18 protein-coding genes are annotated in these 26,150 nt (G+C 75.3%); 4 read left to right on the forward strand and 14 right to left on the reverse strand.

The features are described 5' to 3' along the window. Nucleotides 1–21: 21 nt before the first annotated feature. From D7294_RS21140 to D7294_RS21155, 4 genes are all read right to left on the reverse strand, one after another. Nucleotides 22–2,172: an ATP-binding protein gene (locus D7294_RS21140; RefSeq protein ID WP_241562526.1), complete on the reverse strand. Its 2,151-nt coding sequence runs from the start codon at nucleotides 2,170–2,172 to the stop codon at nucleotides 22–24. A 354-nt stretch (nucleotides 2,173–2,526) separates the two neighbouring features. Next, complete coding sequence (locus D7294_RS21145; RefSeq protein WP_120682144.1) at nucleotides 2,527–3,156, reverse strand: DUF6879 family protein; 630 nt, start codon at nucleotides 3,154–3,156, stop codon at nucleotides 2,527–2,529. Then, a complete protein-coding gene (locus D7294_RS21150) occupies nucleotides 3,149–3,418 on the reverse strand; it encodes a hypothetical protein (protein ID WP_120682146.1) in 270 nt (89 codons plus the stop codon). The genes D7294_RS21145 and D7294_RS21150 overlap by 8 nt, the downstream gene beginning before the upstream one ends. A 199-nt stretch (nucleotides 3,419–3,617) precedes the next feature. Continuing rightward, nucleotides 3,618–4,538 carry a phosphotransferase enzyme family protein gene (locus D7294_RS21155; protein WP_120682268.1) on the reverse strand — a complete coding sequence of 307 codons (921 nt, stop codon included), beginning with the start codon at nucleotides 4,536–4,538 and terminating at the stop codon, nucleotides 3,618–3,620. Nucleotides 4,539–4,889: 351 nt separating this feature from the next. Between D7294_RS21155 and D7294_RS21160 the strand changes: the two genes are divergently transcribed. Beyond that, nucleotides 4,890–5,399, forward strand: coding sequence for a DinB family protein (locus D7294_RS21160; RefSeq protein WP_174248403.1), 510 nt, complete (start codon nucleotides 4,890–4,892; stop codon nucleotides 5,397–5,399). A gap of 147 nt (nucleotides 5,400–5,546) precedes the next feature. Here D7294_RS21160 and D7294_RS21165 read toward each other — a convergent pair whose 3' ends face one another. Continuing rightward, nucleotides 5,547–5,765 (reverse strand): DUF397 domain-containing protein, encoded by a 219-nt coding sequence (locus D7294_RS21165; RefSeq protein ID WP_174248404.1) that lies wholly within the window; start codon nucleotides 5,763–5,765, stop codon nucleotides 5,547–5,549. Further along, the gene (locus D7294_RS21170; RefSeq protein WP_120682148.1) at nucleotides 5,749–6,585 is read right to left on the reverse strand and encodes a helix-turn-helix domain-containing protein; all 837 of its coding nucleotides are present in this window, start codon (nucleotides 6,583–6,585) and stop codon (nucleotides 5,749–5,751) included. The genes D7294_RS21165 and D7294_RS21170 overlap by 17 nt, the downstream gene beginning before the upstream one ends. A 359-nt stretch (nucleotides 6,586–6,944) precedes the next feature. Here D7294_RS21170 and D7294_RS21175 point away from each other — a divergent pair, with 359 nt between their 5' ends. Beyond that, nucleotides 6,945–7,592, forward strand: a complete 648-nt coding sequence (locus D7294_RS21175; RefSeq protein ID WP_120682150.1) for a hypothetical protein — start codon at nucleotides 6,945–6,947, stop codon at nucleotides 7,590–7,592. A 56-nt stretch (nucleotides 7,593–7,648) separates the two neighbouring features. Here D7294_RS21175 and D7294_RS21180 read toward each other — a convergent pair whose 3' ends face one another. Both D7294_RS21180 and D7294_RS32040 read right to left on the reverse strand, forming a co-directional pair. Continuing rightward, complete coding sequence (locus tag D7294_RS21180) at nucleotides 7,649–8,482, reverse strand: VC0807 family protein (RefSeq protein ID WP_147450883.1); 834 nt, start codon at nucleotides 8,480–8,482, stop codon at nucleotides 7,649–7,651. Between the two features lie 62 nt (nucleotides 8,483–8,544). Beyond that, the gene (locus tag D7294_RS32040; protein ID WP_158674669.1) at nucleotides 8,545–8,709 is read right to left on the reverse strand and encodes a hypothetical protein; all 165 of its coding nucleotides are present in this window, start codon (nucleotides 8,707–8,709) and stop codon (nucleotides 8,545–8,547) included. A gap of 390 nt (nucleotides 8,710–9,099) precedes the next feature. Between D7294_RS32040 and D7294_RS32045 the strand changes: the two genes are divergently transcribed. Both D7294_RS32045 and D7294_RS21200 read left to right on the forward strand, forming a co-directional pair. Next, nucleotides 9,100–10,680, forward strand: a complete 1,581-nt coding sequence (locus tag D7294_RS32045) for a histidine kinase (protein WP_158674670.1) — start codon at nucleotides 9,100–9,102, stop codon at nucleotides 10,678–10,680. Nucleotides 10,681–10,745: 65 nt separating this feature from the next. Next, nucleotides 10,746–11,372 (forward strand): response regulator, encoded by a 627-nt coding sequence (locus D7294_RS21200; protein WP_241562535.1) that lies wholly within the window; start codon nucleotides 10,746–10,748, stop codon nucleotides 11,370–11,372. A gap of 43 nt (nucleotides 11,373–11,415) precedes the next feature. On the opposite strand, the gene D7294_RS21205 is transcribed toward D7294_RS21200, so the two are convergent. The 6 genes from D7294_RS21205 to D7294_RS21230 all read right to left on the reverse strand — a co-directional run bounded on the left by D7294_RS21205 (nucleotide 11,416) and on the right by D7294_RS21230 (nucleotide 25,825). After that, nucleotides 11,416–12,498, reverse strand: a complete 1,083-nt coding sequence (locus D7294_RS21205) for an XdhC family protein (protein WP_120682156.1) — start codon at nucleotides 12,496–12,498, stop codon at nucleotides 11,416–11,418. Between the two features lie 5 nt (nucleotides 12,499–12,503). After that, the gene (locus D7294_RS32050) at nucleotides 12,504–13,478 is read right to left on the reverse strand and encodes an AfsA-related hotdog domain-containing protein (protein WP_158674671.1); all 975 of its coding nucleotides are present in this window, start codon (nucleotides 13,476–13,478) and stop codon (nucleotides 12,504–12,506) included. Then, on the reverse strand, nucleotides 13,475–14,824 hold the full coding sequence (locus D7294_RS21215; protein ID WP_120682158.1) for an NAD(P)/FAD-dependent oxidoreductase: 1,350 nt from the start codon (nucleotides 14,822–14,824) through the stop codon (nucleotides 13,475–13,477). The genes D7294_RS32050 and D7294_RS21215 overlap by 4 nt, the downstream gene beginning before the upstream one ends. 101 nt (nucleotides 14,825–14,925) lie before the next feature. Continuing rightward, entirely contained in the window at nucleotides 14,926–18,015 is a 3,090-nt protein-coding gene (locus D7294_RS21220) for a type I polyketide synthase (RefSeq protein WP_120682160.1), read from the reverse strand. Next, the gene (locus D7294_RS21225) at nucleotides 18,012–24,050 is read right to left on the reverse strand and encodes a type I polyketide synthase (RefSeq protein WP_120682162.1); all 6,039 of its coding nucleotides are present in this window, start codon (nucleotides 24,048–24,050) and stop codon (nucleotides 18,012–18,014) included. The genes D7294_RS21220 and D7294_RS21225 overlap by 4 nt, the downstream gene beginning before the upstream one ends. Then, nucleotides 24,050–25,825 carry a fatty acyl-AMP ligase gene (locus tag D7294_RS21230; RefSeq protein ID WP_158674672.1) on the reverse strand — a complete coding sequence of 592 codons (1,776 nt, stop codon included), beginning with the start codon at nucleotides 25,823–25,825 and terminating at the stop codon, nucleotides 24,050–24,052. The genes D7294_RS21225 and D7294_RS21230 overlap by 1 nt, the downstream gene beginning before the upstream one ends. Between the last annotated feature and the right edge of the window lie 325 nt (nucleotides 25,826–26,150).

Genomic DNA, 26,150 nt, shown 5'->3' on the forward strand with positions numbered 1-26,150 from the left:
ACCCCCGGGCCGTGCGCGGGTTCAGCGCTCCCGCTCCCCCTCGGCCGCGAGCCGTTCACGCATCGCCCTCGCCGCGGCGTCACCGAACCGGGCCACGAGCCGCAGCCCCTCGGCACGGAACCGGGCTGCCGCGGCGGGGTCCCGCTCGCGCAGGATCGCTGCCAGGGCGGCCAGGGCGAGTGCCTGGTTCCAGGGCTCGCCGAGTTGGCCGTGCACGGTGGCCGCCATCCGGCAGAAGTCCGCGGCTTCCTCCTCCCGGCCGAGCGCGCGGCAGGTCTCGCCGGTGCCGCGCCAGGCCAGCGCCTCGCGACTGCGATCGCCCAGGGCCCGGTGGATCACGCCCGCCCTGCGGTAGGAAGCGAGGGCATCCGCGTACCGCCCCGAAGCCGCCAGGGCATGGCCGAGCGAGAGAAGCACGTGTCCTTCGAGCACCCGGTTGCGCAGATCGAGGGCCAGTTCCACCGCCTCCTCCGCGGCCCGCAGCGCCTGGGGCAACTCTCCGCGTCGCAGGTGAAGGGCGCTGCGGACCCGCAGGACGTTCCCCAGGCTCCGGGGGTTCCTCATCCGTCGGTGGAGTCGCCCGGCCCGATCGAGGTGCTCCGCGACGCCGTCGAGACGGCCCGCCTCCAAGCGTGCCTCCGCGAGGTTGACGTGGCTGACGGCCTCCCAGTGCTCGGCACCGATCTCGCGGAAGGTGGAGGCGGCACTCACGAAGTCCTCCTCCGCTTCGTCGAATCGCCGCAGCCGGAGGAGCACCAGGCCCAGCGCGTTGCGCGCGGCCGCCTCGCCCCTGCGGTCCCCGAGGCGCCGCCGGATGTGCAGCGCCTCCTCGTGTGAACGCAGCGCTCCCGTCAGGTCGTTGAGCCGGCGGCGGGCGAATCCGAGGTTGTCCAGGAGGCCCGCCTGGGCCGCCGGGTCGCCGACGCGCCGCGCCGCCCGCAGGCCCGCCTCCCCCGCCGCCAGCCACTCCGCGACCGGGGCGGAGGGCGCCTGGGCGTTGAAGAAGATCGCGGCGAGCCGCCAGGCGTACCCGTCGAGCCCGGCCTTCTCCGCGGCCCGGACGGCGGCCAGCACGTTGCCGTGTTCCCGCTCGGACCAGTCGACCGCCTGGTCGTAGTCGGCGAAGTCACCGGCTACGGCACCCTCCGGCGGCGGGTCAAGCGGCACGCGCGCCCGAGCCGGAGTGATCCACCTCTGGGCGGCGTCTGCGGTGCGGGCGTACCAGTCGCACAGGCGACGCAGCGCGGCCTCGCGTTCCCCGACGCTCTCCTCAAGCCGCGCCTGGTCCGTCGCGTACGCGCGCAGCAGATCGTGAAACTCGAAGCGGTCGGGGGCGGTCTGTTCCAGCAGGTGCGCGCTCACCAGCGAGTCGAGCAACTGCCGCGCGCGGCGGGGACTCAGCGCGGCCAGAGCGGCTGCGGCGGCGATGCCGAAGCCGGGTCCGGGGTGCAGTCCCAGCAGGCGGAACAGCCGCGCCGTGTCAGGAGACAGCGCACGGTAGGACCAGGCGAACACGGTCCGCACCGCCTCGGCATCCTGCTCGTCCCCCGTGCTCAGGGCCTCCCACAGCGCGGACTCGTCCCGCAGGTCGGCGATGAGCGTGTCCAGGCGCAGGTGAGGCCGGGCGGCGGCGCGTTCCGCGGCGATGCGCAGCGCCAGCGGCAGGTGCGCGCACAGCCGCGCCAGCTCGGCCAGCTTCCCGCCGTCGTCCTCGGGTCTGAAGCCCGCGGTCACGGCGCGCAGCAGGGCGACGGCCTCCGCCTCGGGCAGGGTCCCCAGCGTGAGGTGGTGGGCCCCGTCGCGGATGGCGAGGCCGGAGAGCCGGCCGCGGCTGGTGACGATCACCAGGCAGCCTGGATGGCCCGGCAACAGGGGCCGCACCTGCCCGGCTGAGGCGGCGTTGTCGAGCACGACGAGCATCTTGCGGCCGGCCACCAGGGAGCGGAACAGGGCGGCGGCCGACTCGGTGTCCTGCGGCACCGCGTTCGCCGGGACGCCGAGTGCCGTGAGGAAATGGTGCAGAGCCTCCTGCGCCCTGACGGGCTCGCCGGGGTCGTAGCCGCGCAGATTGACGTACAGCTGGCCGCCGGGGAAGTTCGCCTCGACCTGGTGGGCCCAGTGCAGCGCAAGCGAGGTCTTTCCCGCTCCCGCGGTTCCCGAAATGACGCACACGTCCACGACCATGACGCCGTCGGCGGGGCGGCACTCGTCCTCGCCTGAGCCCCCGGCGCCGCCGTTGCCGCGGGCATCGGCTCCGGCACCGGCGGTCAGGATGGCGTTGAGGCGGGAGAGTTCGGCGCGACGGTTGACGAACCCGCGGATGTCTCGGGGGAGTTGCCGTGGTGTGGGCCGCGGGGTCTCGCCCGGGGCCGACGGGCCGTGGAAGTGGATGCCGCCACGGACGGAGCCCGCCTGGACGACGTCGCGCGAGGTGCCTGACGCCTCGTTGTGCCCGTGCGGCGGACGTACGTGCGGCCGCTCTTCCCCTTGGTCACCGCCGTCGGGCGCCTGCTTGCCGTCGATCGTCTAGTCCCCCGTCTCCGTGTGCGGTGGGGGCAGGTGGGCCACGTCGCGGGCGAAGAAGGGGAGCAGGTCCTCGCCTGCCGCGTAGAGGCGCTGGATGAGGGCGCGCCAGTCCTCGATGAGCTCCGGGTCGGTGAAGCGCACGCCGCCGTCGAGCGCTCCTTCGGGGGTGTAGACGATCTCGTACAGCACGCGGTCGCCGAGGACGGCCAGTTCCGGCAGCGGACGCGCGGCCTCCAGCGGGGCCGCCTCGGCGGGGCCGACGACCCGGATCGGCTTGCCGCACTCCGCCTGCACCCGAAGCGCGTGCAACTCCCACTGGAGGTACGGCGTGAGCGGCTGCTCGACCACGCGGACGCGGTGGAAGGCGGTGTTCCGTTCGCGATCGCGGCGGGTGGCGGCGAGCAGGGCCGGGCGGTCCTCGTCGAGCCGGGCCAGCGCCTCCTGCCAGTGCCCGCGGCGGAACGCGCGCCAGCTGTCGCTCTGCTCGACGAAGTGCTGCCTCCGTTCGAGCTTCCAGGAGTCCTGGCCCCGCAGCTCCCCCCGGTGCCGCCGGAAGTCGGCGCGGTACTCCGCCAGTTCGAGCCGCTCCCCCCGCGCGGCGGCGAGAGACGGCGGGGTGACCTCACGCATCGGCGATGTCCGGCTTCGCCGAGCGGAGCATGGCCCCCGGGATGACGACCAGGCGTTCGTCGGGTGCGAGGGTGACATCGGCGGGCAGCCGCGCGGCGTAGGCGTCGGTGAGGTCCCGGCCGACGACGGCGATGTCACCGTTGCCGAGCTCCCAGATGTCGGGGCAGCCGTCCTCGTCCGCGGTGGTGCCCAGTTCCCTGGCGGACTTCCCCAGGCGCCGGACGAAGGGTACGGAGGGATCGGCCTCCCAGGGGCGGGGCATGGTTCCTCCAGACGACGGCGAGGCAGACCTCACGCATCGTATCCACCGAGGTCACGGACCGCACAGGAGCGATTCGGTCAGTCCCCCGGCCTCCGGGCCCCGTCGCCCCGGTCCCGTCGACCCGGCTGCGTCGCCCCGGCCCCGGCCCCGGACGTGGCACGTCCGGCCGCGGGGCCGCCGGGTCCGGGGCCGGCGCGGCTCAGGCGCCGGCGCGGCGGAGGCGTTCCGCAGCCTGGGCGCGCAGGGCCTCACCGCACACCGGGGGCGTGCCGTGCAGCGCCTCCCAGCGCGCGTTGTGCGCCGCGGGCCACAGGCTGGCCGCCCACGCGATCTCCCGTTCCTCCGGCGTGAACCGGCGTCCCCGCAGCTCCTGGTACGCCTCCAGGAACGCGGCGGAGCTCTCGACGGGGGCGAGGGTGGGCGGGGTGGCGCTGGCGAAGGTTCCGGACGCCGCCCCCGCAAGTGCGGCCTCGGGCTGCCAGGCCAGGCTGTCCCAGTCGTGCACCGTCCACACCTCCCCGCCGCGCCAACGGAGGTTCTGCGCCTCGAAGTCGGCGTGGCCCAGCACGGGCGGCAGGTCGGCGGACCACAGCCGCCCGCGGGCCCGGCGCGCGGTGTCGACGACGTACGCGGGCACGGCGCTCTGGTCCCGCTCGTCGAGGAAGGCGAGCGCCGGCCACGGCCCGGGGCCGGCGTGGTCCCAGCGGGACCAGCGCGGGTTCGGCAGCGGCGGCGGCACGGTCACCCCGGCGAGTTCCGCCATCAGCCGGGCGAACACCGCCGCGTACCGCTCCGCGACGTCGGGCGAGTCCCCCGGCAGCGGCTCGCCGCCGGGCCGGAACTCCTCGGCGTGCACGGCCAGCCCCCCGGCGCCCACCGCGGGCGTGAGCGGCCGGGCACACGGGAAACCCCGCTCGGCGAGCCGCAGTTGGGCGGCAACGCAGGACGCGGCCCGGCCGTCGTCCTCCCGCGCCTTCACCACGACCTCGCGCCCGTCGGCCAGCCGCAGCCCGAACACCGCCGACATCGACCGCGCCCCGAACAGCACGCCCACCGGCGCGTGCCCCAGGTGCCGCACACACCAGCCGGGCAGCCAGCCCGGCACCTCCTCCCGCCACACGACCGGCACTATGCCACGCACCACCGACACAACGGGCGCCCCGGACGCGCCGACGTTCCCTCCCGGGCAGGACGAAGCCGGTCCGGGCGGGGGCCCGGGGCGGGGACCGCGGGCACGGGGCGGGGACCGCGGGCACGGGGCGGGGGCCCGGACGGGCCGGCTCGGCGGCACTGTCGGTCCCCCTGTGTACCGTGCGGAAGGAGTGCTCACGCAGGCACCGCGGTTGTCAGGAGGTACCCACATGGCGAGTACGGCAGGCGAGCCCGCGGCGAGGTCCCGGCCCACGGAGGAGGCGTCCCGGGGGCGCCCCACCCACGCGTCCCGGTGCCGCGGCGAACGGTGCGCCGCCCGGTGAAGGCCGAACTCGCCGCCCTCAAGGGCGCCTTGGACCAGCAGCGGGCGCACGTCCTCGGCATCCTCGACGGGCTCTCGGAGGAGGAGCTGCGGCGGCCGGTGCTGCCCAGCGGCTGGAGCTGCCTGGGGCTGCTGCGCCACCTCACCCTGGACGACGAGCTGTTCTGGTTCGCCGGGGTGATCGCGGGCGAGCCGGATGTGGCCGAACGGCTCAGGGCGGGGGCCGAGACGCACTGGTCCGTGCCCGAGGGGATGACCGCGGCAGAAGTCTTCGCCGACTACCGGGCGGCCATCGCGCGTGCGGACGCGGTGCTGGCCACCGCCACGCCGGAACAGGAGCCCGCCGCCTGGCCGGTGGAGATATGGCCGGACTGGCGGTTGCCGGACGTGCGGCACATCCTGCTGCACGTGCTCATCGAGATCTCCTGCCACAGCGGCCACCTGGACGCGGCGCGCGAACTGATCGACGGCAAAACCTGGCTCGGCGGCAGCCCCTACGCCGGATAGCCCCTGCGGGCCGGAGATAGCCGCGCTGCGGGCCCGAGGCGGGCGACCACCGTCGGCGCCCCGCCCCCGCCCTGCCGGATCGGGGATCAGCCGGCGCCCACGGGCGGGCGGCCTTGGGGATGGCGTGGGGCCCGCTCGCGGTGAAGCTCAGGGCAATGTTTCGCCGTCAACCACGGCGGCGACGAACCGCTTCCATGAATCCGCCGGGAAAACGACCGCGGGACCCTCCGGCACCTTGGAGTCACGCACGGGCATCACGCTCCCGAACCCGTCCGCCACCTCCACGCAGCCCCCGGACGCGTTCTCGCTGTAACTGGACTTGCGCCAGGCATCAGTCAGGGCCGAGGCGTCAGAAATCGATGTCACTTCCGTACTCCTTCAGACACTCCCGAATCAAGCCGAGAGATTCCTTTTCGGACAGGGCATGCGACTGCACAAGGTCGAAACGCTGAGCGAGGTCCGCGAGACGACGAGGCTCCTCGACGGTATCCGCTCCATCGAAACTCTCCACCAGCCCGACCGTGCCACCGTCTTTCATCGTAAGCAGCGTGAGACTTCCCCCCAGCATCGTGTGCAATCCCGCCGCGAAGGGCACAACCTGCACGGTCACGTACGGCCGCTCGGCAATCCGCAACGTGTGAGCCAACTGGTCACTCATGACTTGTTTGTCAGTGGTGGGACGCCTGAGAGCCGCTTCATCCATGATTGCCCAGTAATATGGCGGGTCTTCGCGCTCGAAGATGCCTTGCCGATCGATCCTGGTCGCGACGAGGGCACCCACCCCCTGCGCGGGAATTCGCGGCATGCCGGCCAGAAAAGCCGCGTGCGCATACCCCGATGTCTGCAGGAGGCCCGGGATCAGGCTGCTCGTGAACACCTGAATCCGGATGGCGTCCTTCTCTCGCCTGATGAAGTCTCGACTGTACGTGGCGACGTGAAAATCGTGCGACAGACCGTGAATGTCGGCCAGCACGCCCCCGGTGCCGAAATAGTCGTCAAGCGCCTCCACGAGCGCGTCGGAAGCCCGCTGCTTTCCGAGTTCCACCCTCCCGAGGTAGCTGTAGGAATAGCCGGTGACCTTCTCGGACAGCCCTCTGAGAGACAGCCCGCGTTGAGTCCGCAAGGCGCGGATGTGGCGCCCCAGCCGCACTTCTGGCGTGGTGTGGCTCTCGTTGGCCAGTTCCACGTCTCCGCCCCCTGTCAACTCGTTGTGAAGCACGTTGGTTTGGTGACAGTGACGGCGTGCGTCTCGCCTCACCACGGCGCCATGCTTGTCACCGAACACGTACAGGCACTCGCCGATTACGTTACGCGTCTGCCTGTCAGGACGAAAGCAGCAGGTGACGCCCGTGAACGCACCGAAGCACCCCGCGCCAGGCAATGGCACACACCCCACCGCGCAGGAGCTCGCTCAACTACGCGAGAAGGTGGCCAAGTTGAGCGAGGAGATCCGCAGGCATCTCGGCGGCCCAGGGTCCGCATGGACGTGCGGTGCGGCCAAGAGCCTCATGGTTTCCGACGACTCCACCAGGAAGGACCCCGCCGATGTCCCAGCAGACCGCTCCCGCCCGGCCGTTGACCTGGGGGCCGAGGCGGCTGCCGGTGCCGTTCGTGGCGAAGTGGAGCGGTGAGGAGGTCGTCGTGGGTGGGGCGTTGCGGGCGCGGCCGGACGGTGGGGGGCTGGCCTACCGGGACGAGGCGCGGGGCGATCGGGACCGGCACGGGGTGCTGTGGGCGCGGGTGACCGAGGCGCCCGGGGACGGACGGCCGGACTTCCGGGTGATGCACCCGGTGCGGCAGCGGCGGGCGTTCCTCGAACGGCTCTGCCAGGTGTGCGGCGGGCCCGCCGACCGCGACGCCAAGGGCCGGCTGTTCGTGCTGCGGCGGCCAACGGCGGCGGAGGCGGTGTCCGGCTGGCCCGAGGGGCTGTTGTGCACGAAGCCGCCGGTGTGCGTGCCCTGTGCCGACACGGCCGCCCGGCTGTGCCCGCACCTGGACGAGCCGGTGTTCGTCCGCGTGCGCAAGCCGCGCGTGTGGGGGGTGTTCGGTGGATTCTTCCTGCCCAGGTCCGGCGGCGGCCTGGCCGCGGGCGAGGACGACTACCTGCCCTATGGCCATCGGCAGGCACCCCTGTTTCTGGCCAATCAGCTGGTCGCCGAACTCACCCGCGTCGTCCGCGTATCGGGGCCGTAGCGGGCGTTAGGGGCCGTAGCCCGCGTAAGGGGCCGTGTCTCGGGAGGGGCCGTGTCTCAGTGGCCGTTCGTTTCGGGGGTGGGCGGGGGCGGAGCCGGCTGCGGCGTCTGCCGGAGGGCGGCGAGGCTGCGGCGCAGGCGGGCGCGGTACCACAGCAGCGGGAGGGAGCCGACGCCGAGGACGGCGAGGCCGACCGGGCGGGAGACCGAGAGGAAGGTGCCGGTCGGCAGGGCGAGGGCGAGGGCCACGATGACCAACGCGTGCACCAGCAGCAGGGCCCCGATCAGCGCGGTGAGCACCATCAGGGGGCCGCGCCCGGCACGGCCGGCCAGGCCGGGGGCGGCCAGGCCCGGGGCGGCCAGGCCCGGGGCGGCCAGGCCCGGGGCGGCCAGGCCGGGGGCGGGGCCGCGCCGCGCCATGGCGAACCTGAGCACCACGGCGAGCAGCGGTTTCCGCATCGCGGCCGAGATCAGCATGGCCAGGCCCAAGGGGCCGGTCAGCCAGGTGTCGTGGAGCTTCAGCACGAAGGAGTTGCCGCCGGAGAGCGCCGCGGCGGCCAGCGCGAGGACGAAGCCCGCGCAGCCGACCGCGCCCACCGGGTCCACCCGCCGGTGCCACAGGAACTCGCCGAGGGTGAACGCGACCGGGATCGCCGCGCCCAGGGCGAGCGCCGTGACCTCGGAGCCGGTGTGCGGGCGCAGCAGGGCGTAGGCGAGGAGCGGGGCGACCCAGGCGACGAGCACGCCGGGCGCGGCTGCGCGCAGGGCCACGGCGAGTGGGCCGCGCCCGCCGCCGGGTACCGCGGGCGCGCCGGGGAGCCCCGGCGCATCGGCCCGCCCCGGCACCTCGGCGAGCCCCGGCGTCTCCGCACGCCCCGGCGTCTCGGACATGGCGGGCGCGCCGGGGAGCCCCGGGGCGTCGGGGACGGGCGGCGTTCGCGGGCCCCGGCCGTTCATCGCGCCGCCTCGCCGGAACGGCCCCGGAGCAGCAGGGCACCGAGCACGCCGGCGACCAGCAGGACGCCCCCGAGCACGGAGAGCCAGGGCCCGTTGCCCCGCACGTGCAGCAGGCCGGAGGCGAGCAGCAGGGCGCCCGCCACGGCGATTCTTATGCTCATCCGCATCGTTCACTCCGTTCCTTCTCGGTGTGGGGGCTCCCAAAGGGTGAGGGGCCCCTCAGGTACCCCTCAGGCCTGAGGGGCCCCTCGGCACCTCCCGGTGGGTGGGGCCCCTCAGGTCTGGGAAGGGGCCCCTCCCCGTGAGGCACTTCGGACGTGGGGGACGTCCGACGACACTCAGGTGTCCGGCCTCGGTACCCGAGGAGGGCCGGACACGATGCTGCTTCCGAGGCGGGGCCCACCGCGTCGGCGCCGGGATGGAATCGCGTCGGCACCGCCGCGTCCACCCACGGGTGCAGGGGCGTCCACCCACGGGTGGAGGGCCGCTGACCTGCGAGGTCGTTCTCCGGCACCTCCCGCGGCCCCGGTGCCCGGGGTACGGTCATGGCCATGCGCGCGCAGTCGAAGGCCGAGTCGGCCCCCGAGCGGACCGCGCCCTTCGCGCCGCCTTGGTGGGAGGCGCCGCGCGGGCGGCGCGCCGTGCGGTACGGGCTGGTGCTGCTGGTGCTCGCCGTCTCCGTGCAGGCCCAGCCGCGGCCGGGCGTCCACGGCACGAGCCTGGTCGCCCTCGCCGGCCTGGCCGGCGTCTTCGGCGGGGGCGCCGCCCTGGTCTGGCTGCGGGGCCGGGGGCGGCAGCCGATGGCCGCGCAGGTGGCGCTGTTCGCGGTGGTGCTTGCGGCCTCGGTGGCGCTGGTGTGGGTGGAGCCCGACGGCCGGGGCTTCCTCGGCGGCTACCTCCTCACCAGCGTGGCCGCCTCCCGGGAGTCGACGCGGCTCGGCGCGGCGGTGACGGCGGCGACGCTCGCGGTCCTCGGCGTCGCCGGTCTCGCCGCGCCGGATCGCTCGGCGGTTGCCGTGGTGGTCAGCGAGCTGGGCATGGTCGCGTTCTACCGGGTGGGCAGGTACGGGCGGTGGCTCCGGGAGCGCACCGAGCAGGCGGAGCGGCTGACGGCCGAGGTGGAAAGGACCAGGGCCGCGCAGCTGCGGGCGGCCACCCTGGGCGAACGGCAGCGGCTGGCGCGGGAGATGCACGACGTGCTGGCGCACTCGCTCTCCGGGCTGCTGATCCATCTGGAGGCGGCGCGGCTCCTCGCGGCGCGCGAGTCCGCCGACCCGCGGCTCACGGACGCCATCCGGCGCGCCCACCACCTCGCCGAGGCGGGGCTCGGCGAGGCGCGCCAGGCCATCGGCATGCTGCGCGACGCCGACCTGCCGGGGCCGGAGCGGCTTCAGGCGCTGGCGGAGGAGTTCACCCGCGACACCGGCCTGCCCTGCGAACTGGCGCGCTCCGGCCGCCCGGTGCCGCTCGGCCCGGAGAGCGGCCTGACGCTCTACCGGGTGGCGCAGGAGGCGCTGACCAACGTCCGCACGCACGCCGCGCCCGACCGGGTCGAACTGCGCCTGGCGTATGAGCCGGACGGCGTGACGCTCACCGTGGAGGACATGGCCCTGACCGCCGGGTACGCGGCCACCGAGGGCGCGCTCCGGACCGCCGGGGACACGGCACTGACCGCCGGGGACGCGGCACTGACCGCCGGGGACGCGGCCACCGAGGGCGCGCCCCGGACCGCCGGGTACCTGGCCCGAGCCGCCGGGGACACGGCACCGCCCGTCGGGGACGCGGCGCCGCCCGCCGAGGACACCGCGCCGCCCGTCGCGGACGCACCGCCCGCCGGGGACACCACGCCGGCCGCCGGGCATGTGGGCGCGGCCCGCCGCCGGGAGGCGGCCGGGGCGGACGAGAGACGCGCGGGCCGCGGGGCGGCGGAAGTGGCCGGGGGCGGCGGGGAGTTCGGGCCGGGGCCCGGCGGGGTGCCGACGCCGCGGGCGGGGTCGGCCGGTGACCACGGCTACGGTCTCACCGGCATGCGGGAGCGGGCCGCCCTGCTGGACGGCACGCTGACCGCGCAGGCCACGCCGCGGGGTTTCCTGGTGCGGCTGTGGATTCCGGAGGGGGCGAGCGGGACGTGAGCGGCGGGGAGCCGGTGCGGGTGCTGGTGGCCGACGACCAGCGGGTGGTGCGCGAGGGCCTGGTCATGCTGCTCGGGCTGCTGCCCGGCGTCGAGGTGGTGGGGGCGGCGGCGGACGGCGAGGAGGCCCTCGACCTGGTGGCGCGGCTCGCGCCCGACGTGGTGCTGATGGACCTGCGGATGCCGCGCTGCGACGGGACGGAGGCGACGCGGCGGATGCGGGAGCGCGGGGACGCGACGCGGGTCATCGCGCTGACCACGTACGCCGACGACCGTTCCGTGCTGGAGGCGCTGCGCGCCGGCGCCAGGGGCTTCCTGACGAAGGACGTGGGGGCCGAGGAGATCGAGCGGGCGCTGCGCCGGGTGACCGGCGGCCAGGCCGTGATCGACCCGGCGGTGCAGCACCACCTGGTGGACGCGATCGCCGGCGGGCCACCGGCCGCCCCGGCCGGGCCCGAGGGGGCGCCGCCCAGGCCGGAGGGGCTGACGCCGCGGGAGACCGAGGTGCTGCGGCTGGTCGGCGCGGGCCTGTCGAACGCGGAGATCGCCCGCCGCCTCGTGGTGAGCGAGGCCACGGTCAAGAGCCACATCAACCACCTGTTCGCCAAGCTCGGCGTCCGGGACCGCGCCCAGGCCGTCGCCTGGGCCTGGCGGCACGGCCTCGGCCCCGCCCAGGACGGGGAACGCGCCTGAGGCGGGGCCGTGGGCGGGCCGAGGGGCCGTGCGCCCGGGGGTTTCAGGAGCGGTGGATGGGGACGGGGGCCTCGCTGAGGGGGAGGCCGGTGCCGCCGCGGCGCAGGGCGACGATCTCGGCCGCGATGGAGATCGCCGTCTCGGCCGGGGAGCGTGCCCCGAGGTCCAGGCCGATCGGGGAGCGCAGCCGGGAGAGTTCCTCCGCCGTGAGGCCCGCCTCCCGCAGCCGCTCCACGCGGTCCTCGTGGGTGCGGCGCGAGCCCATGGCGCCGACGTACGCGACCGGCAGGCGCAGGGCGAGTTCGAGGAGCGGCACGTCGAACTTCGGGTCGTGGGTGAGGACTCCGAGCACCGTGCGGGCGTCGGTCTCGGTGCTCTCCAGGTAGCGGTGCGGCCAGTCCACGACCACCTCGTCCGCCTCGGGGAAGCGTTCCGCGGTGGCGAACACCGGCCGGGCGTCGCAGACCGTCACGTGGTAGCCGAGGAACTTGCCGGCCCGCACCAGGGCCGCCGCGAAGTCCACCGCGCCGAAGACGATCATCCGCGGCGGGGGCAGGCTCGACTCCACGAACAGGGTGACGCCCGCGGTCTGCACGGTGCCGGTGAGCCCGGCCGCGAGCAGTGCCCCGGCCGAGTCGGCCACCTCGCGTTCCAGCCGGGCCGGGCCGCCGAGGCGGCCGACCGTCGTGCCGTCGGCCCGCACCAGCAGAGGCCGCCCGAGGAGTTCCGGTGGGCCGCCTGCCACCCTGGCCAGGGCGAGCGGCCGGGTCCCGCCCGCGGCGTGCAGGGCCTCGGCGAGCACCTCTCGGTTGTCCTCGGTGACCGGCGTGATGAGGACGTCGATCACGCCGCCGCAGGTCAGGCCGACCTCGAAGGCGTCGGCGTCGCTGTAGCCGAAGCCGTGCCGCAGGCTGCGGCCGGACTCGATGGCCTCCAGGCACAGGTCGTAGACCGCGCCCTCGACGCACCCGCCCGAGATGCTGCCGAGGGCGGAGCCGCCCGCGTCGACGGCCAGCGCCGCGCCCGGGGGGCGGGGCGCCGAGCCGTGCGTCGCGACGACCGTGGCCACGGCGAAATCACGGCCGTCGGCGAGCCAGGGCCGCAGGTCGGCGGCGATGTCCAGCATGGGCCTCAGCTCCCGGCCAGTTCGATCCGGCCCATCGCGATCTCCTTGCCGAACTGGTGCAGGCCCACCCGCACCGCGACCCGGCCGCCCGGCGCCTGCTCCGGCTCGTCGGCGCGGAAGAAGAGGGGCGCCTCGAACTCGCCGAAGTCCGTGAAGGAGGTCAGCAGCCCGGTGAGCACCGCGTCGGAGGACTTCAGCACGCCGGAGCGGTGCGCGGTCATGATGGCCATCTGCCGGAAGCCCTCCACGGTGAAGGGTCCCGGCACGTGGTCGTAGTCGTGGTCGAAGAAGGAGGGGTGGGTGCGGTCCACGACCACCGGGTAGTCCTCCTCGCCGGCGGCGGGCCGGCCGACGGCGACGTTGCGCGGGTTGAAGCGGCCCACCAGCTCCGGGTCGATCGGCTCGGCCGTCGGGGGCGGGGGCGCGCCGGGGGTGATCGGCTTGTTGGCGCGCTGGAAGGCGCGCAGCGCCTCGTAGTCGTCGCGGGACATGAAGACGATGTCGCCGCCGATGCTCATGACGGTGCGCCCGGCGATCTCCAGCTCGCCGGCCAGCGTCATGTTGTTCAACTGGCCGGCGCGCTCGTCGCGTTCGGTGATGCGGTACCGCAGGAGGCCCTGGAGCGGGCGGTGCCGGTCGTCGAGGTAGGGCTCGATGTCGGAGACCTGGAACTCGAAGCGCTGGAGGCTGAACGGCACCCCCACCTGCACGCCGAGGTGCCGGTGCAGCACGACGAACGTGCCCTGCCTGGCGGCCTCGGCGCTGGCGAAGGGGTCGTGGTGGCGGGTGCGGCGGTCCGCCCACAGCAGGTGGGCGCGGGGCAGCTGCCAGGCGAGGAGGAATTCGTTGTCGGCGACCTGGGCGGAGTCGGTGACGAAGACCTCGCTGACCGCCCAGCGGTGCGCGATGGACTTCGGCACGGTCTGCTCGAAGCTCAGCTCGGGAGCGGCGCCCGCGGGCGCCCGGTTCTCGGCACTCACGACAGCCGGCCCTCCGTGGTCAGCGAGCCGTAGACCGGCCTGCGGTTGCGCCAGACGCGGACGGCCTGGGTGCGCAGCGTCGATCCGAGCTCGGCGAAGAAGGCCCCCCGACCCCTCGCGGGGGGCAGCAGGTGGCGACCCGTCACGCCCAGCAGATTGCCGGGGGTGACCAGGTCGGTGAGGTCGGCCTCGTGGTTGTAGAGCTTGAGGAAGGTGTCGATCCGGCCCTTCTCGTGGAGCCGCTTGACGACGTCGACGACGACGCCGGGCAGCGGCCCGACCCGGCCGACGTCGGCGGCCAGCCAGTAGAACTGGGCGAAGGTGCGGTCGCGCCAGCGGCCGAACTTGGCGGTGGCCCGGTCCACGTCGGCGTCCGTGCCGCGCAGCGCCTTGACCAGCCGCGGGGCGAGCTCGTCGGCCTGGTGGAAGGCGTCGCCTATGCCGCGGCCGACCGAGGGGTCCTTGAAGTGGCCGGCGTCGCCGACCAGCACCCAGCCGGGTCCCGCGGGCTCGGCGAAGTAGCCGTTGAAGTGGATGATGCCGTAGATCTTGGTGGCGATCCTGGCGCCCGCGATGCGCTTGGCGATGGGCTCGCAGCTCTCGGCGTGCTTCATCAGCATGCCCTCGGTGTCCGCCCGGAACGCCTCCTTCTCGTGGGCCTCGGGCGAGACGCCCACGATGTACAGGCCGTTGTCGGAGGGGGCGCCGAAGATGTGCCGGTCGCCGACGCGGTGCAGCACGAAGGTGGGGGTGCCGGAGAGGTCGGCGCCCTCGAAGTAGGTCCAGTAGTAGCCGCGTTCGTTGGTGGTGATGTTGTACTTGCGGGACCCGACGCGCTTGGCGACGGTCGAGCCCCTGCCGTCGGCGCCGACCACGAGGCGGGCGGAGATGTCGTAGGTGATGCCGTTGCGGGTGGCCCGCACCCCGGAGACGCGGCCCTTGTGGTCCCACAGCAGGTCGGTGACCTTGGTGCCGAGCCGCACCTGGGCCCCGGCGTCGACGGCCGCCGACATGACGATCGGGTCGAGGGTGCGGCGGCGGATGTTGGCCGCGCCGCCGACCGAGCCCGGGGTGAGGGGGAACTCCTCGATGAAGCGGAGGTCCTCCAGCGTGTTGTCCGTGTGGGTCAGGAACGGCGCCCCCGTGGCGCGCACCTTGTCGATGACGCCGAGCCGGTCGAGGAAGGCCAGGGCGTCGGACTGGATGAGGTGCGAGGACAGCACCGGGCGCAGGTGGGTGGCCTGCTCGAGGACGGCGACCTTCACCCCCCGGCGCGCCAGCAGGGCGGCGAGCGGCGAGCCCGCGACCCGCGCGCCCACCACCACCACGTCGAATTGCTCCCCCACGACTGCTCCCTTCGGTTCCTTGCGTGCGAGTCAGGAGACCCTGACCGCCGTCACTGCCCGTCGCTGCCCGTCGCCGCGCGTCACTGTTCGTCGTTTCCCCGTCACTGTCCGCCCGCCGCGGGGGCGCCGTCGTGCAGCGCCTGGGCGACGAGCCGGGCGAGGCTGGCCGGGCTGCCGCCTTCGAGGAAGGGCCGCAGCGGCACCTGAGTGCCGAACTCCCGCTCGATCCGGTTCTTGAGCTCGACGATCAGCAGCGAGGTGAGGCCGAGGGCGTCGAGGCGGCCGTCCACCGGGACGGGCTCCTCGCGTTCCAGGGCCACGGCGAGCTGATCGCGGATGAAGTCGGTGACCGCCGCCTCGATCTCGGCGCCGGAGAGCGCGGCCCCCGCCGCCTCGGCTGCCGTGCCGCTCTCCGCCGGCGCCGCGGTGAACGATCCCTGGGCGGTGGCGAGTTCGGCGGCGGGCCGCATCCGCAGCCAGTGCCTGCGGCGCTGCCAGGGGTAGGTGGGCAGGGCGACCTGGCGGCGCGGGGCCGGCCAGATCGCGTCCCAGTCCAGGCGGAGCCCGGCGCAGTACAGGTCGGCGAGGGACTCGTGCAGGGCCTCGGTGGCGGGCCGGTCGCGGCGCAGGCTGCCGGTCGCCAGGTGGCCGGCGCCGGCCGTGCCGCCCTCTTCGGCCCGCTCCTCCAGGGTGGCGCCCAGGTCGCGCAGCAGGGCCGGGTGCGGCCCGACCTCGACGAACACGCCGACCCCGTCCCTGGCAAGCGCGGCCACCGCGTCGCGGAACCGCACGGTGCCGCGCAGGTTGCGGCCCCAGTGGGCGGGGGTCAGGTCGGCGGGTTCCACCCGGTCCCCGGTGACCGTCGAGTACAGCTGGGTGGTGCCGCGCCGCGGCGTCAGCGAGGCCACCTCGGCGGCCAGCGCGGCGTCGGCGCCGTCGAGCAGCGGCGAGTGGAAGGCGTAGCCGACGGACAGCCGCTTGGTCTTGGCGCCGAGCGCGGCTGCGGCGGCCTCCACCCGGGCCACGGCCTCGGGGTCGCCGGAGACCACCGTGGAGCGTGGGCCGTTGACGGCGCCGATGCCGATGCGGCCGCCTGCCTCGGCGAGCAGCGGCTCCACCTCGGCCAGGGGCAGGGTGAGGGAGGCCATGGCGCCGCCGCGGGCGCCCTCCTCGGTGAGGCGGGCGCGGGCGATCAGCAGGTCGACGGCCTCCTCGCGGCCGAGGATGCCGGCGGCGCGGGCGGCGACGATCTCGCCCATGCTGTGCCCGGCCACCGCGTAGGGTTCCACGCCCCAGGAGCGCCACAGCTCGGCGAGTCCCCACTGGAGCGCGGCCATCGACAGCTGGGCGACCTCGGTCTCGTGCAGCCGGCTCTCCCCGGGCGGCGCGGTGAGCTGGTCCAGGACCGACCAGCCGACGCGCTCGCGGATGACCTCGTCGCACTTCTCGACCTCGGCGCGCACCACGGGTTGCGTGGCGAGCAGTTCGCGCCCCATGCCCTCCCACTGGGTGCCCTGGCCGGAGAAGACGAAAGCGACCCGCCGGGCGGCCGGGCTGGGGCGGGTGAACTCGGTGCGGGCGGCGCGCAGTTGGGCGACGAGCCCGGCCGCGTCCGCCGCGCCGGGGCACAGCCGGTAGGCGTGGTGGGTACGGCCCCTGGCGGCGGCGGCGCAGAACTCGGCGGCCTCGGCGGGGCCCAGGTGCGCGAGCCGGTCCGCGTACCCGGCGGCGAGCGCGGCCAGCGCCCCGGTGGAGCGGGCGGACAGCGGCAGCAGCAGCGGCGTGCCGCCCTCCCGCGCGTCCGCCCGCCCCGGCCCGGCCTCGGCGCGGGGGGTGGGGGGCGCGGCCTCCAGCACGACGTGCGCGTTGGCGCCGCCGAAGCCCATGGCGCTGACCGCGGCCAGCCGCCGGCTCGCGGCGGGCAGGTCGGTCAGCTTGGTGGGCACGGTCAGCCGGGTGCCCTGGAGGTCGATCTCCGGGTTGAGCCTGGTGAAGTGGACGTTGGGCGGGACCTGCCCCATCTGGAGCACCAGCATCGCCTTGAGCAGGCCGATGATGCCGGCCGCCGCCTCCTGGTGCCCGAAGTTGGTCTTCACCGAGCCGACGGCGCAGGGCTCCTCGCCCGCGCCGTAGACCTCGCGCAGCGCCTCGGCCTCGATCGGGTCGCCGAGCCTGGTGCCGGTGCCGTGCGCCTCCACGTACAGCACGTCGGCCGGGTCGGCGGCGGCGTCGGCGAGGGCCCGGCGCAGCAGCCTGGTCTGGGCCGGGGGGCTGGGCGCGGTGAGGCCGTTGGTGCGGCCGTTGTGGTTGACGGCGGTGCCGCGGATGAGGGCGCGGACGTGCCGGCCGTGCCGGTCCGCGTCGGAGGCGCGCTCCAGCAGCAGCACGCCGCAGCCCTCGGCGCGGACGATGCCGTCGGCCTCGGCGTCGAAGGTGCGGCACCTGCCGCCCGGGGCGATCGGCAGCACCTTGCCCGTGGCCTGGGTGGTGGCCTCGGAGAGGATCACGTTGACGCCGCCGACCAGGGCGTAGTCGCAGTCGCCCTGGCGCAGCGCGCGGCAGGCCAGGTGCAGGGCCACCAGGGAGGAGGAGCAGGCGGTGTCCACGGCCACGCTCGGGCCGTGCAGGTCGAGCAGGTAGGAGAGCCGGTTGGCGGCCATGCTGTTGGCGCCGCCCGGCGCGGTGTAGGTGGTGATGTCGGCCTGCCCCGAGAGTTGCAGGCCGAGGTAGTCGTGGTTGTAGACACCGAGGAAGACGCCGGTGTCGCGCTCCCTGAGGCGCTCGACGGGCAGGCCCGCGTCCTCCGCGGCCTCCCAGGCGGCTTCGAGCACGAGCCGCTGCTGGGGGTCGAGGTGGTCGGCCTCGTCGGCCGAGATGCCGAAGAAGCCCGCGTCGAAGCCGTCCACCTCGGACAGCAGGCCGGCGTAGCGGCCCGGGCGCGGCTCGCCCGGGCGGTGTCCCTCGGGGCCGCCCGCCTCGGGGCCGACGGCGTCGGTCCCCGTGGCGAGCAGCTGCCACAGCGAGTCGGGGTCGCTCACGCCGCCCGGGGCCCGGACGGCGGCGCCGATCACGGCGATCGGCTCGTGCTTGGCGCGTTCGCTCGCGGCCAGCTGGGCCCGGACGCCGCGCAGTTGGCGCAGTGCCTGCTCCAGGAGCTGCCGCTGATCCTTGGTGGCGGTGGGTGGCGTCATCGCTTGTCCTCCATCTCGCCTGGCCGGCCGGATGGGTCGGGCTGGTCGAACGCCCCGGTCTCGCCGAGGGCGTCGAGTTCGGCGGCGAGCAGGCTCGCCACCTCGTCGTCGTCGAGGTCGGACAGGTCGTCGGGGAGTTCCCCCGGCGCCTCGGCCGCCGGGGCCGCCGCCTGCTGAGCGGCCGGGGCGGGGCCCTCGGCCTGGGGGGCGATCCTGGCGAGCAGCGCGTCGGTGAGGGCGTCGGCGGTGGGGTGGGCGTAGACGAGGGTCGCCGAGAGCCTGGTGTCGAGGGCGACTTCGAGGCGCCCGCGCAGCTCGATCGCCATCAGCGAGTCGAAGCCGAGGCTCTGGAACGGCACGTCGGCCGGCACGCCGCCCGGCGCGGCGCCCAGGACCTGCGCGACCTGCTCCACGAGGTAGCGGCCCAGCAGGTCGCGGCGCTGCTCGGGACCCGTGGCGGCCAGCACCGCCTCGCGCACGGCGCCGCGCCGCGCCGCGCCGCCCTCGGCGGCGGCGGAGCCGATGACGCGGGCGAGCAATTCCCTGGCGGCGGGCCAGGCGAGGGTGCGGCCCAGCTCCACCGGGTCGAAGGCGCCGGCCGCCAGGTGCGGCCTGCCGCTGCGGACGGCCTCGTCGAGCAGCGCCACCGCGGTGTCGGGGGCGAGGGCCGGCATGCCGCGGGCGGCGAGCCGTTCCACCGCGCCCACCTCCACGGCGAGGCCGGTGCCCGCCCAGGTGCCCCACGCGATGCTCTGGGCCGGGAGGCCGAGGGCGGCGCGGTGGTGGGCGAGGGCGTCGAGGAAGCAGTTGGCCGCGGCGTACGCGCCCTGCCCTGGCGAGCCGAGCAGCCCGGCCAGCGAGGAGAACAGCACGAACGCCTCGACGGGCTGGTCGCGGGTCAGCTCGTGCAGGTTCCAGGCGCCGGCGGCCTTGCCGTCCAGGGCGCGGCCCAGGGCGGCCTCGTCGAGGTCGGCGAACAGGGCGTCCTCCAGCACGCCCGCGAGGTGGAACACCCCGCCGAGCGGCGGCTCGCCCGCCTCGGCCCGCAGCGCGGCGCGCAGCGCCGCCGGGTCCGCGGCGTCGGCAAGGGCGACGCGGAGGCCGGCGCCCGCCGCCCGCAGCGCGGCCAGTTCGGCCTCCGCCTCGGGGGAGGGCGCGGTGCGGCCGAGCAGCAGCAGGTGCCCTGCGCCCGACTCGGCAAGCCAGCGCGCGGTGCGCAGGCCGAGGGCGCCGAGGCCGCCGGTGACCAGGTAGGTGCGGTCGGGGCGGATCGTGCAGCCCGCCTCCTGCCCCGCGGCCCTGGCCAGCGGGCGCAGCACCGGGACGCGGTGCCCTGCGCCGCGCACGGCCGCCTGGGTGGGCGGCTCGGCGGAGCGCAGCAGGGCGACGACCGGGTCGAGGTCGAGGCCCGCGACCGCGGCGTCCCCTGCGCCCGGCGGCAGGTCCAGGTCGAGGACGGTGGCGCCGGGCGCGGAACGCTCGTTGGCGAAGGTCCTGCCCAGGCCCCACAGGGTGGCGTCGGTGGGGGCGCCGCCCGGCGCCGCGTCGGGCTGGGCGCCCGCGGTCAGCAGCCACACCCGGGGGGTGGCGGCCCGCCAGTCGCGCTCGGCCACGGCGTTGATCAGGGCGAGGGCCTCGGCGGTGCGCCGGCGCAGGGCGGCGGGCACGTCGGCCTGCGGCCCGGCGGGCAGGCGGGCGTCGAGGACGCCGGTGGGCGCCCAGTCGGCCGCGTCCGCCTGGGCGAGGAGCCCGTCGAGGTCCTCCCCGGTCAGGCAGCGGTCCCCGGCCCTGGTGAGGCGGGCGGCGAGGGCGGCGCCAAGGCCCTTGGGCCCTTCCGGGCCGGTGAGGATCAGCCAGCCGCCGGGGCCGGCGGCGGCCTGGGGGGCGGGCGCCTGCTGCCAGTGGACGTCGTAGAGCCGGCCGGCCTGCGGGGGCCTGCGGCCCGCGGTGATCCTGGCCCGGAACCCCGCGGCGTGCCAGCGCGGTTCCCCGTCCTCGTCGAGGACGGTGAGGTCGGCCACCACCAGGTCGGGTTCGGCGCGCACCAGGCGGACGTGGCACCAGCCCTCGTGCAGCCGGGCGCCGCCGACGCGGCTCCACACCCGGTCGGCGCCGACCGGGAGCGGGAGCGCGCCGTCGTCGAGGGCGCCGGGGGCGCAGGCGGCGACGGACTGGAAGCAGGCGTCGAGCAGCGCCGGGTGCAGCCCGGGCAGCGCCGGGTCGAGGTCGTCCGGCAGCCGCAGCCGCGCCACGGCCTCGCCTGCCACGGTCCACAGCGCGGCGATGCCGCGGAAGCGCGGCCCGTAGCGCAGCCCCGCCCCCTCCAGGCGGGGGTAGTAGTCGGCGGCGGCGACGCGGACGACGTCCGGCGCGCCCGCGGAGTTCTCCGCGGGGTCGCGGGTGAGTTCGGCGACGCGGCGCGCGGCCTGATCCGCGGCCTCGCGCGGCGCCTCGGGGGCGTCGCCGAGCACGCCGGTGGCGTGGACGGTGGGGCGCCCGTCGCGGGTCACCGAGGTGACGGTGAAGCGGCGCGCGCCCTCGGGCGAGGGCCGGACGCCGAGTTGCAGCGCCTCGGGGGCCGCGGTGGCGTCGGTGGCGGCGTCGTCGCCGACCAGGTAGGGCGCGTCGATGGTGACGTCGGAGAGCACCGCGGCGGTGCCGCCGGCGAGCCCGGCCGCGGCCTGGGCGGCGGCGGTCAGCCAGTAGGCGCCGGGCACGATGGCCAGGTCCTCGGCGACGTGGTCGGCGATCTCCGGGTGGGTGTCCAGGCCGAACGGCAGGTCCCACAGCTTGAGTTGGGGTTCGACGCCGACCGGGATGCGCCGCCCGAGCAGGCTGTCGCCGCCGGTGGCGGCGGGCCGCCCGGCCGGGGCGGCGGCCTTGGGCGCCGCGGGCCTGGCGATGGGGAAGCGGCGGTGCCGCCAGCCGTGCCCCGGCAGGTCCACGTGCCGGGGGGTGCCCGGGTGGAGCGCGGACCAGTCGACGTCGAGGCCGGCGGTGTAGAGGGTGCCGAGCGCGCCGAGCAGGGTGCGCACGGAGTCCTCGCCGCGGCGCATGGAGGAGACCACCATGGCGTCGGCCGCGCCGGTCTCGTCGAGGTAGTCGGCGATCGGGCGGGCCAGCACGGGGTGCGGGGAGATCTCGACGAAGGCGTCGTAGCCGTCGGCGAGCAGCCGCCGCACGACCGGGCCGAAGAGCACGGGCTCGCGCATGTTGCGCGACCAGTACTCGGGGTCGAGAGCGGTGCCCTCGACGGGTTCCCCGGTGACCGTGGAGTACAGGCGGGTGGCCGCGGGCCGCGGCGCGATCCCGGTCAGGGCCTCCCGCAGCCGGGGGCGCAGCGGCTCGACCTGCGGGCTGTGCCCGGCGACCGCCTCGGCGATCCTGCGGGCGAAGACGCCGCGTTCCGGCAGGGTGGCGAGGATGTCGTCGAGGGCCTCCTCGGTGCCGGAGAGCACCGTGGCGCGCGGCCCGTTGACGGCGGCCACGGAGACCTCGTGCTCGCGTCCCGCGATGAGGGCGCGGGCCTCGTCCGCCGGCAGTTCGAGCAGCGCGAGGCCGCCGGCGCCGGTGAGGGAGGTCAGCAGCCTGCTGCGTTCGCAGATGACGGCCGCCGCGTCCGCCACGGACAGGGCGCCGGAGACGCAGGCGGCGGCGACCTCGCCCATGCTGTGCCCGACGACGGCGTCCGGGACGACGCCCCAGGCGCGCCAGGCGGCGGCGAGGCCCACCTGCATGAGGAAGAGCGCGGGCTGCACGGTGTCGATGCCGCCGGCGACCAGGCCCTCCTCGTCGCTCCACAGGGAGCGGCCCAGGTGCGTGGCCACGGCCGCGTCGGCCTCCAGGACGGCCTCGCGGAACGCGGGCAGGGCGGCGGCGAGTTCGCGCCCCATCCCGTCCCACTGGGAGCCCTGTCCTGAGAAGACCATGGCGACGCGCGGGGCGCGGCGGCCCACGGCGCGCGGCCCCGCGGTGGCGGGGTCGTGCTCGCCGCGGCCGATGGCGGCCATCGCGGCGGCGAGTTCTGCGGGGTCGGCGGCCACGACGGCGGCCCGGTGCGGGGCGTGGGTCTGGCGCAGCGCGGCGGCGGCAGCGGCCCGGCCGACCCAGTCGTCCGGCCGCGCGGCCCCGTTCGCCTCCCCGGCGGCGCGGGGGGCGGCGGCGAGCCCGGCCCAGGCGGTGGCGCGGCGGCGCAGCGCCTCGGCGGTCTTCGCCGACAGCGGCACCAGCCGCGGCACCGGGGCCCCGCCGACCGGCAGCAGCGTGCCCGGGTGGCGCGCGGCGCCCTCGCCGGCCTCGCCGAACGTCCCGGCCTCGCCGTGCGTGCCGCTCTCGCCGCCCGGTTCGGGCGCGGCGGTGAGGACGAGGTGCGCGTTGGTGCCGCCGAAGCCGAAGGAGCTGACGCCGGCGAGCGCGGGGGGCGTGCCGTCGCCGCGCCGCGGCCAGGGCTCCTCGGCCGCGACCACGCCGATGGGTATCCGGTCGAGGCCGAGCAGCGGGTTCGGCTTCTCGAAGTGGATGCTCGGCGGGATGCGCCGGTGGTGCAGGGCGAGGGCCGCCTTGATGAGGCCGGTGACCCCCGCGGCGGCCTCCAGGTGCCCCAGGTTGGACTTGGCGGAGCCGACGAGCAGCGGGCGTGCGGCCGGACGGCCCTGCCCGTGCACGGAGTTGAGGGCGTTGATCTCGATGGGGTCGCCGACGGCCGTGCCGGTGCCGTGCGCCTCGACGTAGTCGACCTCGGCCGGGTCGACCCCGGCCGCCTCGCAGGCCGCGCGCAGCACGTCCTCCTGGGCCTGGCCGTTGGGCGCGGTGAGCCCGTTGGTCCTGCCGTCCTGGTTGACGGCGCCGCCGAGCAGCACGGCGTAGATCCGGTCGCCGTCGGCCACCGCCCGCGCCAGCGGCTTCAGCACGACGACGCCGACGCCCTCGCTGCGGACGTACCCGTCGGCCCGGTGGTCGAACGCCTTGCAGCGGCCGTCGGGCGCGGTGAGGCCGCCCTGGCTGAAGCTGAGGGCGATCCTGGGGCTGGTGATGACGTTGACCCCGCCGGCCAGGGCGATGTCGGCCTCGCCGGCGCGCAGCGCCTGGGCGGCGAGGTGGGTGGCCACCAGCGAGGAGGAGCAGGCGGTGTCCACCGAGATGCTGGGGCCGCGCAGGTTGAAGTTGTAGGAGAGCCGGTTGGCGACGATGCTGAGCGCGCCGCCGGTGCCGTCGTAGGGCTGGACGTCCTCGGGGGAGCCGAAGACCGCGGTGGCGTGGTCGAAGGTGGACACGCCCATGAACACGCCGGTGCGGGTGCCGGCCAGGTGCTCGGCGGCGAGGCCGGCGTCCTCGATGGCCTCCCAGGCGACCTCGAGGGCGAGCCGCTGCTGGGGGTCGACGCGGGCGGCCTCGCGGGCCGAGATGCCGAAGAACTCGGCGTCGAAGCCCTCGACGTCGTCGAGGAAGCCGCCCCACTTGGTGTTCATCCGGTCGGGGGTGGTGTAGTCGGGGTCGTAGAACGCCTCGGCGTCCCAGCGGTTGGCGGGGACCTCGGTGATGGCGTCGCGGCCCTCGGTCAGCAGGCGCCAGAAGCCGTCCGGGCCGAACACCCCGCCCGGCAGGCGGCAGCCGATGCCCACGATGGCGATCGGCACTCGCCCCTCGCGATCCGCGGCCGGCGCCTCCCCCGCGACGGCCGCGGCCCCGGCGGCCTCCGCCGCCGGAGCCGGGTGGGTGCTGCTCTCGGTCGTGGCAGGGGCCGGGCCGGCCCCTTCGCCCCGGGCGGCCTCCCCGGCGTCACCGCCTCCGGATCGCCGCGCGACCTCGGCGGCGATGTCGTCGATGGTCGGGTAGTCGTAGAGGATCGTCGGGGGCAGCTCGACGGCGGCGAACTGCTGCAGGTCGTCGGAGAGTTCCAGCGCCTGGAGGGAGCTGAGGCCGAGCGAGGTGAACAGCTCGCCCGTCGGCACCTCCTCCTCCGGCAGGCCGAGCAGCTCGGCGACGCGGGCCGCGAGCCAGTCCGCGATCTCCTCCCTGCGCTCGCGTCCCGCCATCAGCGGGCACCTTCCAGGGCGCGGGCCGAGGGGTCGGCGGCGAGCTGGAGGGCACCGTTCTCGTAGGCCGCGCGGCAGGCGCTGCGCTGGATCTTGCCGCTGGACGTCTTGGGCACCGAGCCGGGCAGCACCAGCTGGATGTCGTCGACCTGGATGCCGTGCTCCTCGCTGACCGCGGCCTTGATCAGCCGCTTGACGCCGGTGAGGGAGGGCGGCGGGTCGCCCGGCTTGCCGGACTTGGCGGCGTCCTCTGGCCACACGAACTCGGCGACGACGACGACCTGTTCGCGGCCGTCGCGGTCCACGGAGAACGCGGCGCAGCAGTCGCGGCGCAGCCAGGGGTGCACGTCGTAGACGGTGAGCTCGATCTCCTGCGGGTCGTGGTTGCGCCCGCCGACGATGATCAGGTCCTTGGCGCGCCCGGTGATGTAGAGCTCGCCCTGGTACAGCACGCCGAGGTCGCCGGTGCGCAGGTAGGGCTCGTCGAAGTCGTGGTCGCCCGCGGGGCGGGCGTGGAAGGTGCGCTCCGTCTCCTCGGGGCGCTGCCAGTAGCCGGTGGCGATGTCGGGGCCGGTGAGCCAGACCTCGCCGATGCGCCCCTCGGGCAGCGGCTCGGTGGTCTCGGTGTCCACGATGAGCACCCCGCGCCCGTACCTGGCCTTGCCGACGCCGACCAGCTTGTGGTCGCCGCCAGGCACCAGCTCGCCCTTGCGCATGGCCTCCAGGTCGACCTCGAGGATCGAGGGGCCCTCGTCGCGGACCGAGCCGGTGGCGATCAGGGTCGCCTCGGCCAGGCCGTAGGCCGGGTAGAGCGCCTTGCGCTGGAAGCCGCAGGGCGCGAACGCCTCGGAGAAGGCGTCGAGCGTCGCCGGCCGCACCGGCTCGGCGCCGCTGAAGGCCAGCTTCCAGCTGCTGAGGTCGAACTCGGCCCGCTGCTGCGGCGGGATGCGGCGCACGCACATGTCGTAGGCGAAGTTCGGGGCGCCGGAGACGGTGCCCTTGTACTCGGTGATGGCCCGCAGCCAGCGCACCGGCCGCTGCACGAAGTCCAGGTTGGGCATGAGCACCAGGTGCGCGCCCAGGTACAGGTTTTGCAGGACCTTGCCGATGAGCCCCAGGTCGTGGAACAGGGGCAGCCAGGAGATGAGGGTGTCCTCCTCCGTCAGGCCCATGCAGCGCGAGAAGTTGTCCTCGTTCAGCAGCAGCGAGCGGTGGCTGACCGTCACCCCCTTCGGCGTGGAGGTGGAGCCCGAGGTGTACTGGATGAACGCCAGGTCGTCCGGGATGACGGGCGCCTTCTCGTAGGCGCCGGCCTCGCCGGCCTCGACCTCGTCGACGTGGATCCACTCCAGCCGGTCCAGCTCGGGCGCGATCCCGGCCAGCGGCGTGCGCAGGTCGGCGCCGCCGCCGGTCAGCACGGCGCGGGCGCCGCTGTCCTTGGCGACGGCGCGCAGCGTGTGCACCCTGCGCTCGGAGCGCAGCGGCCACGGCGGCGCCAGCGGGACGGCGATGACGCCGGCGTGCTGGCAGGCCAGGAAGGCCCGGATGAAGTGCCTGTTGTCCGTGGTGAGGATCAGCGCCCGGTCCCCGCGGCGAAGCGAGCGCTGCAGGCGCGCCGCGACCGCCCTGGCCTGCAGGTCGAGTTCCCGGTAGCTGAGCGAGACCGGCTGGTCGCTGCCGCTCTCCAGAAACGTATAGGCGGTTTTGTCTCCCCGCTCCCCGGCGTGCAGGGAGAGCAGGTCAGAGATCGTTGGAGACTTCAGTTGCAGTTCCAATTTCGCGCTCCCCTGTTGCGCGTAAAAACCGACGGCACGTTCTACGTGGCGGCAGCGGACACGCTGCGGCGACATTGCCAGGCAGCGCAGAATCCCCACCTTATTCGGGTCAGTACGCTAGGCGCCGGGCCCGTCGTGGGTCAATCTTTTGGTGAAAAGATTGCAGAAGCATCGTGGAGGCGCTGGTGACATAGCGCCGCCGAAAATTGCGGTGACTTTAGCGGAGATGAAAAGGGCGTGTCGTCTCTTGTGCTCCCCCCCGTGGAAGCACAAGAGACGACAGGGAACATGCGGGAAAACGACCGGACAACACCAGAGAACACCA

The organism is Streptomyces hoynatensis, assembly GCF_003626535.1.
GTDB classification, from domain to species: domain Bacteria; phylum Actinomycetota; class Actinomycetes; order Streptomycetales; family Streptomycetaceae; genus Streptomyces; species Streptomyces hoynatensis.

What these genes read in the sequence shown, in the direction of transcription:
- D7294_RS21150 (WP_120682146.1), bottom strand. Translation starts at nt 3,418, where the DNA reads ATGCCCCGCCCCTGGGAGGCCGATCCCTCCGTACCCTTCGTCCGGCGC.
- D7294_RS21175 (WP_120682150.1), top strand. Translation starts at nt 6,945, where the DNA reads ATGTCCCAGCAGACCGCTCCCGCCCGGCCGTTGACCTGGGGGCCGAGG.
- D7294_RS32040 (WP_158674669.1), bottom strand. Translation starts at nt 8,709, where the DNA reads ATGAGCATAAGAATCGCCGTGGCGGGCGCCCTGCTGCTCGCCTCCGGC.
- D7294_RS21225 (WP_120682162.1), bottom strand. Translation starts at nt 24,050, where the DNA reads ATGGCGGGACGCGAGCGCAGGGAGGAGATCGCGGACTGGCTCGCGGCC.
- D7294_RS21180 (WP_147450883.1), bottom strand. Translation starts at nt 8,482, where the DNA reads ATGTCCGAGACGCCGGGGCGTGCGGAGACGCCGGGGCTCGCCGAGGTG.
- D7294_RS21205 (WP_120682156.1), bottom strand. Translation starts at nt 12,498, where the DNA reads ATGCTGGACATCGCCGCCGACCTGCGGCCCTGGCTCGCCGACGGCCGT.
- D7294_RS21200 (WP_241562535.1), top strand. Translation starts at nt 10,746, where the DNA reads ATGCTGCTCGGGCTGCTGCCCGGCGTCGAGGTGGTGGGGGCGGCGGCG.
- D7294_RS21220 (WP_120682160.1), bottom strand. Translation starts at nt 18,015, where the DNA reads ATGACGCCACCCACCGCCACCAAGGATCAGCGGCAGCTCCTGGAGCAG.
- D7294_RS32045 (WP_158674670.1), top strand. Translation starts at nt 9,100, where the DNA reads ATGCGCGCGCAGTCGAAGGCCGAGTCGGCCCCCGAGCGGACCGCGCCC.
- D7294_RS21145 (WP_120682144.1), bottom strand. Translation starts at nt 3,156, where the DNA reads ATGCGTGAGGTCACCCCGCCGTCTCTCGCCGCCGCGCGGGGGGAGCGG.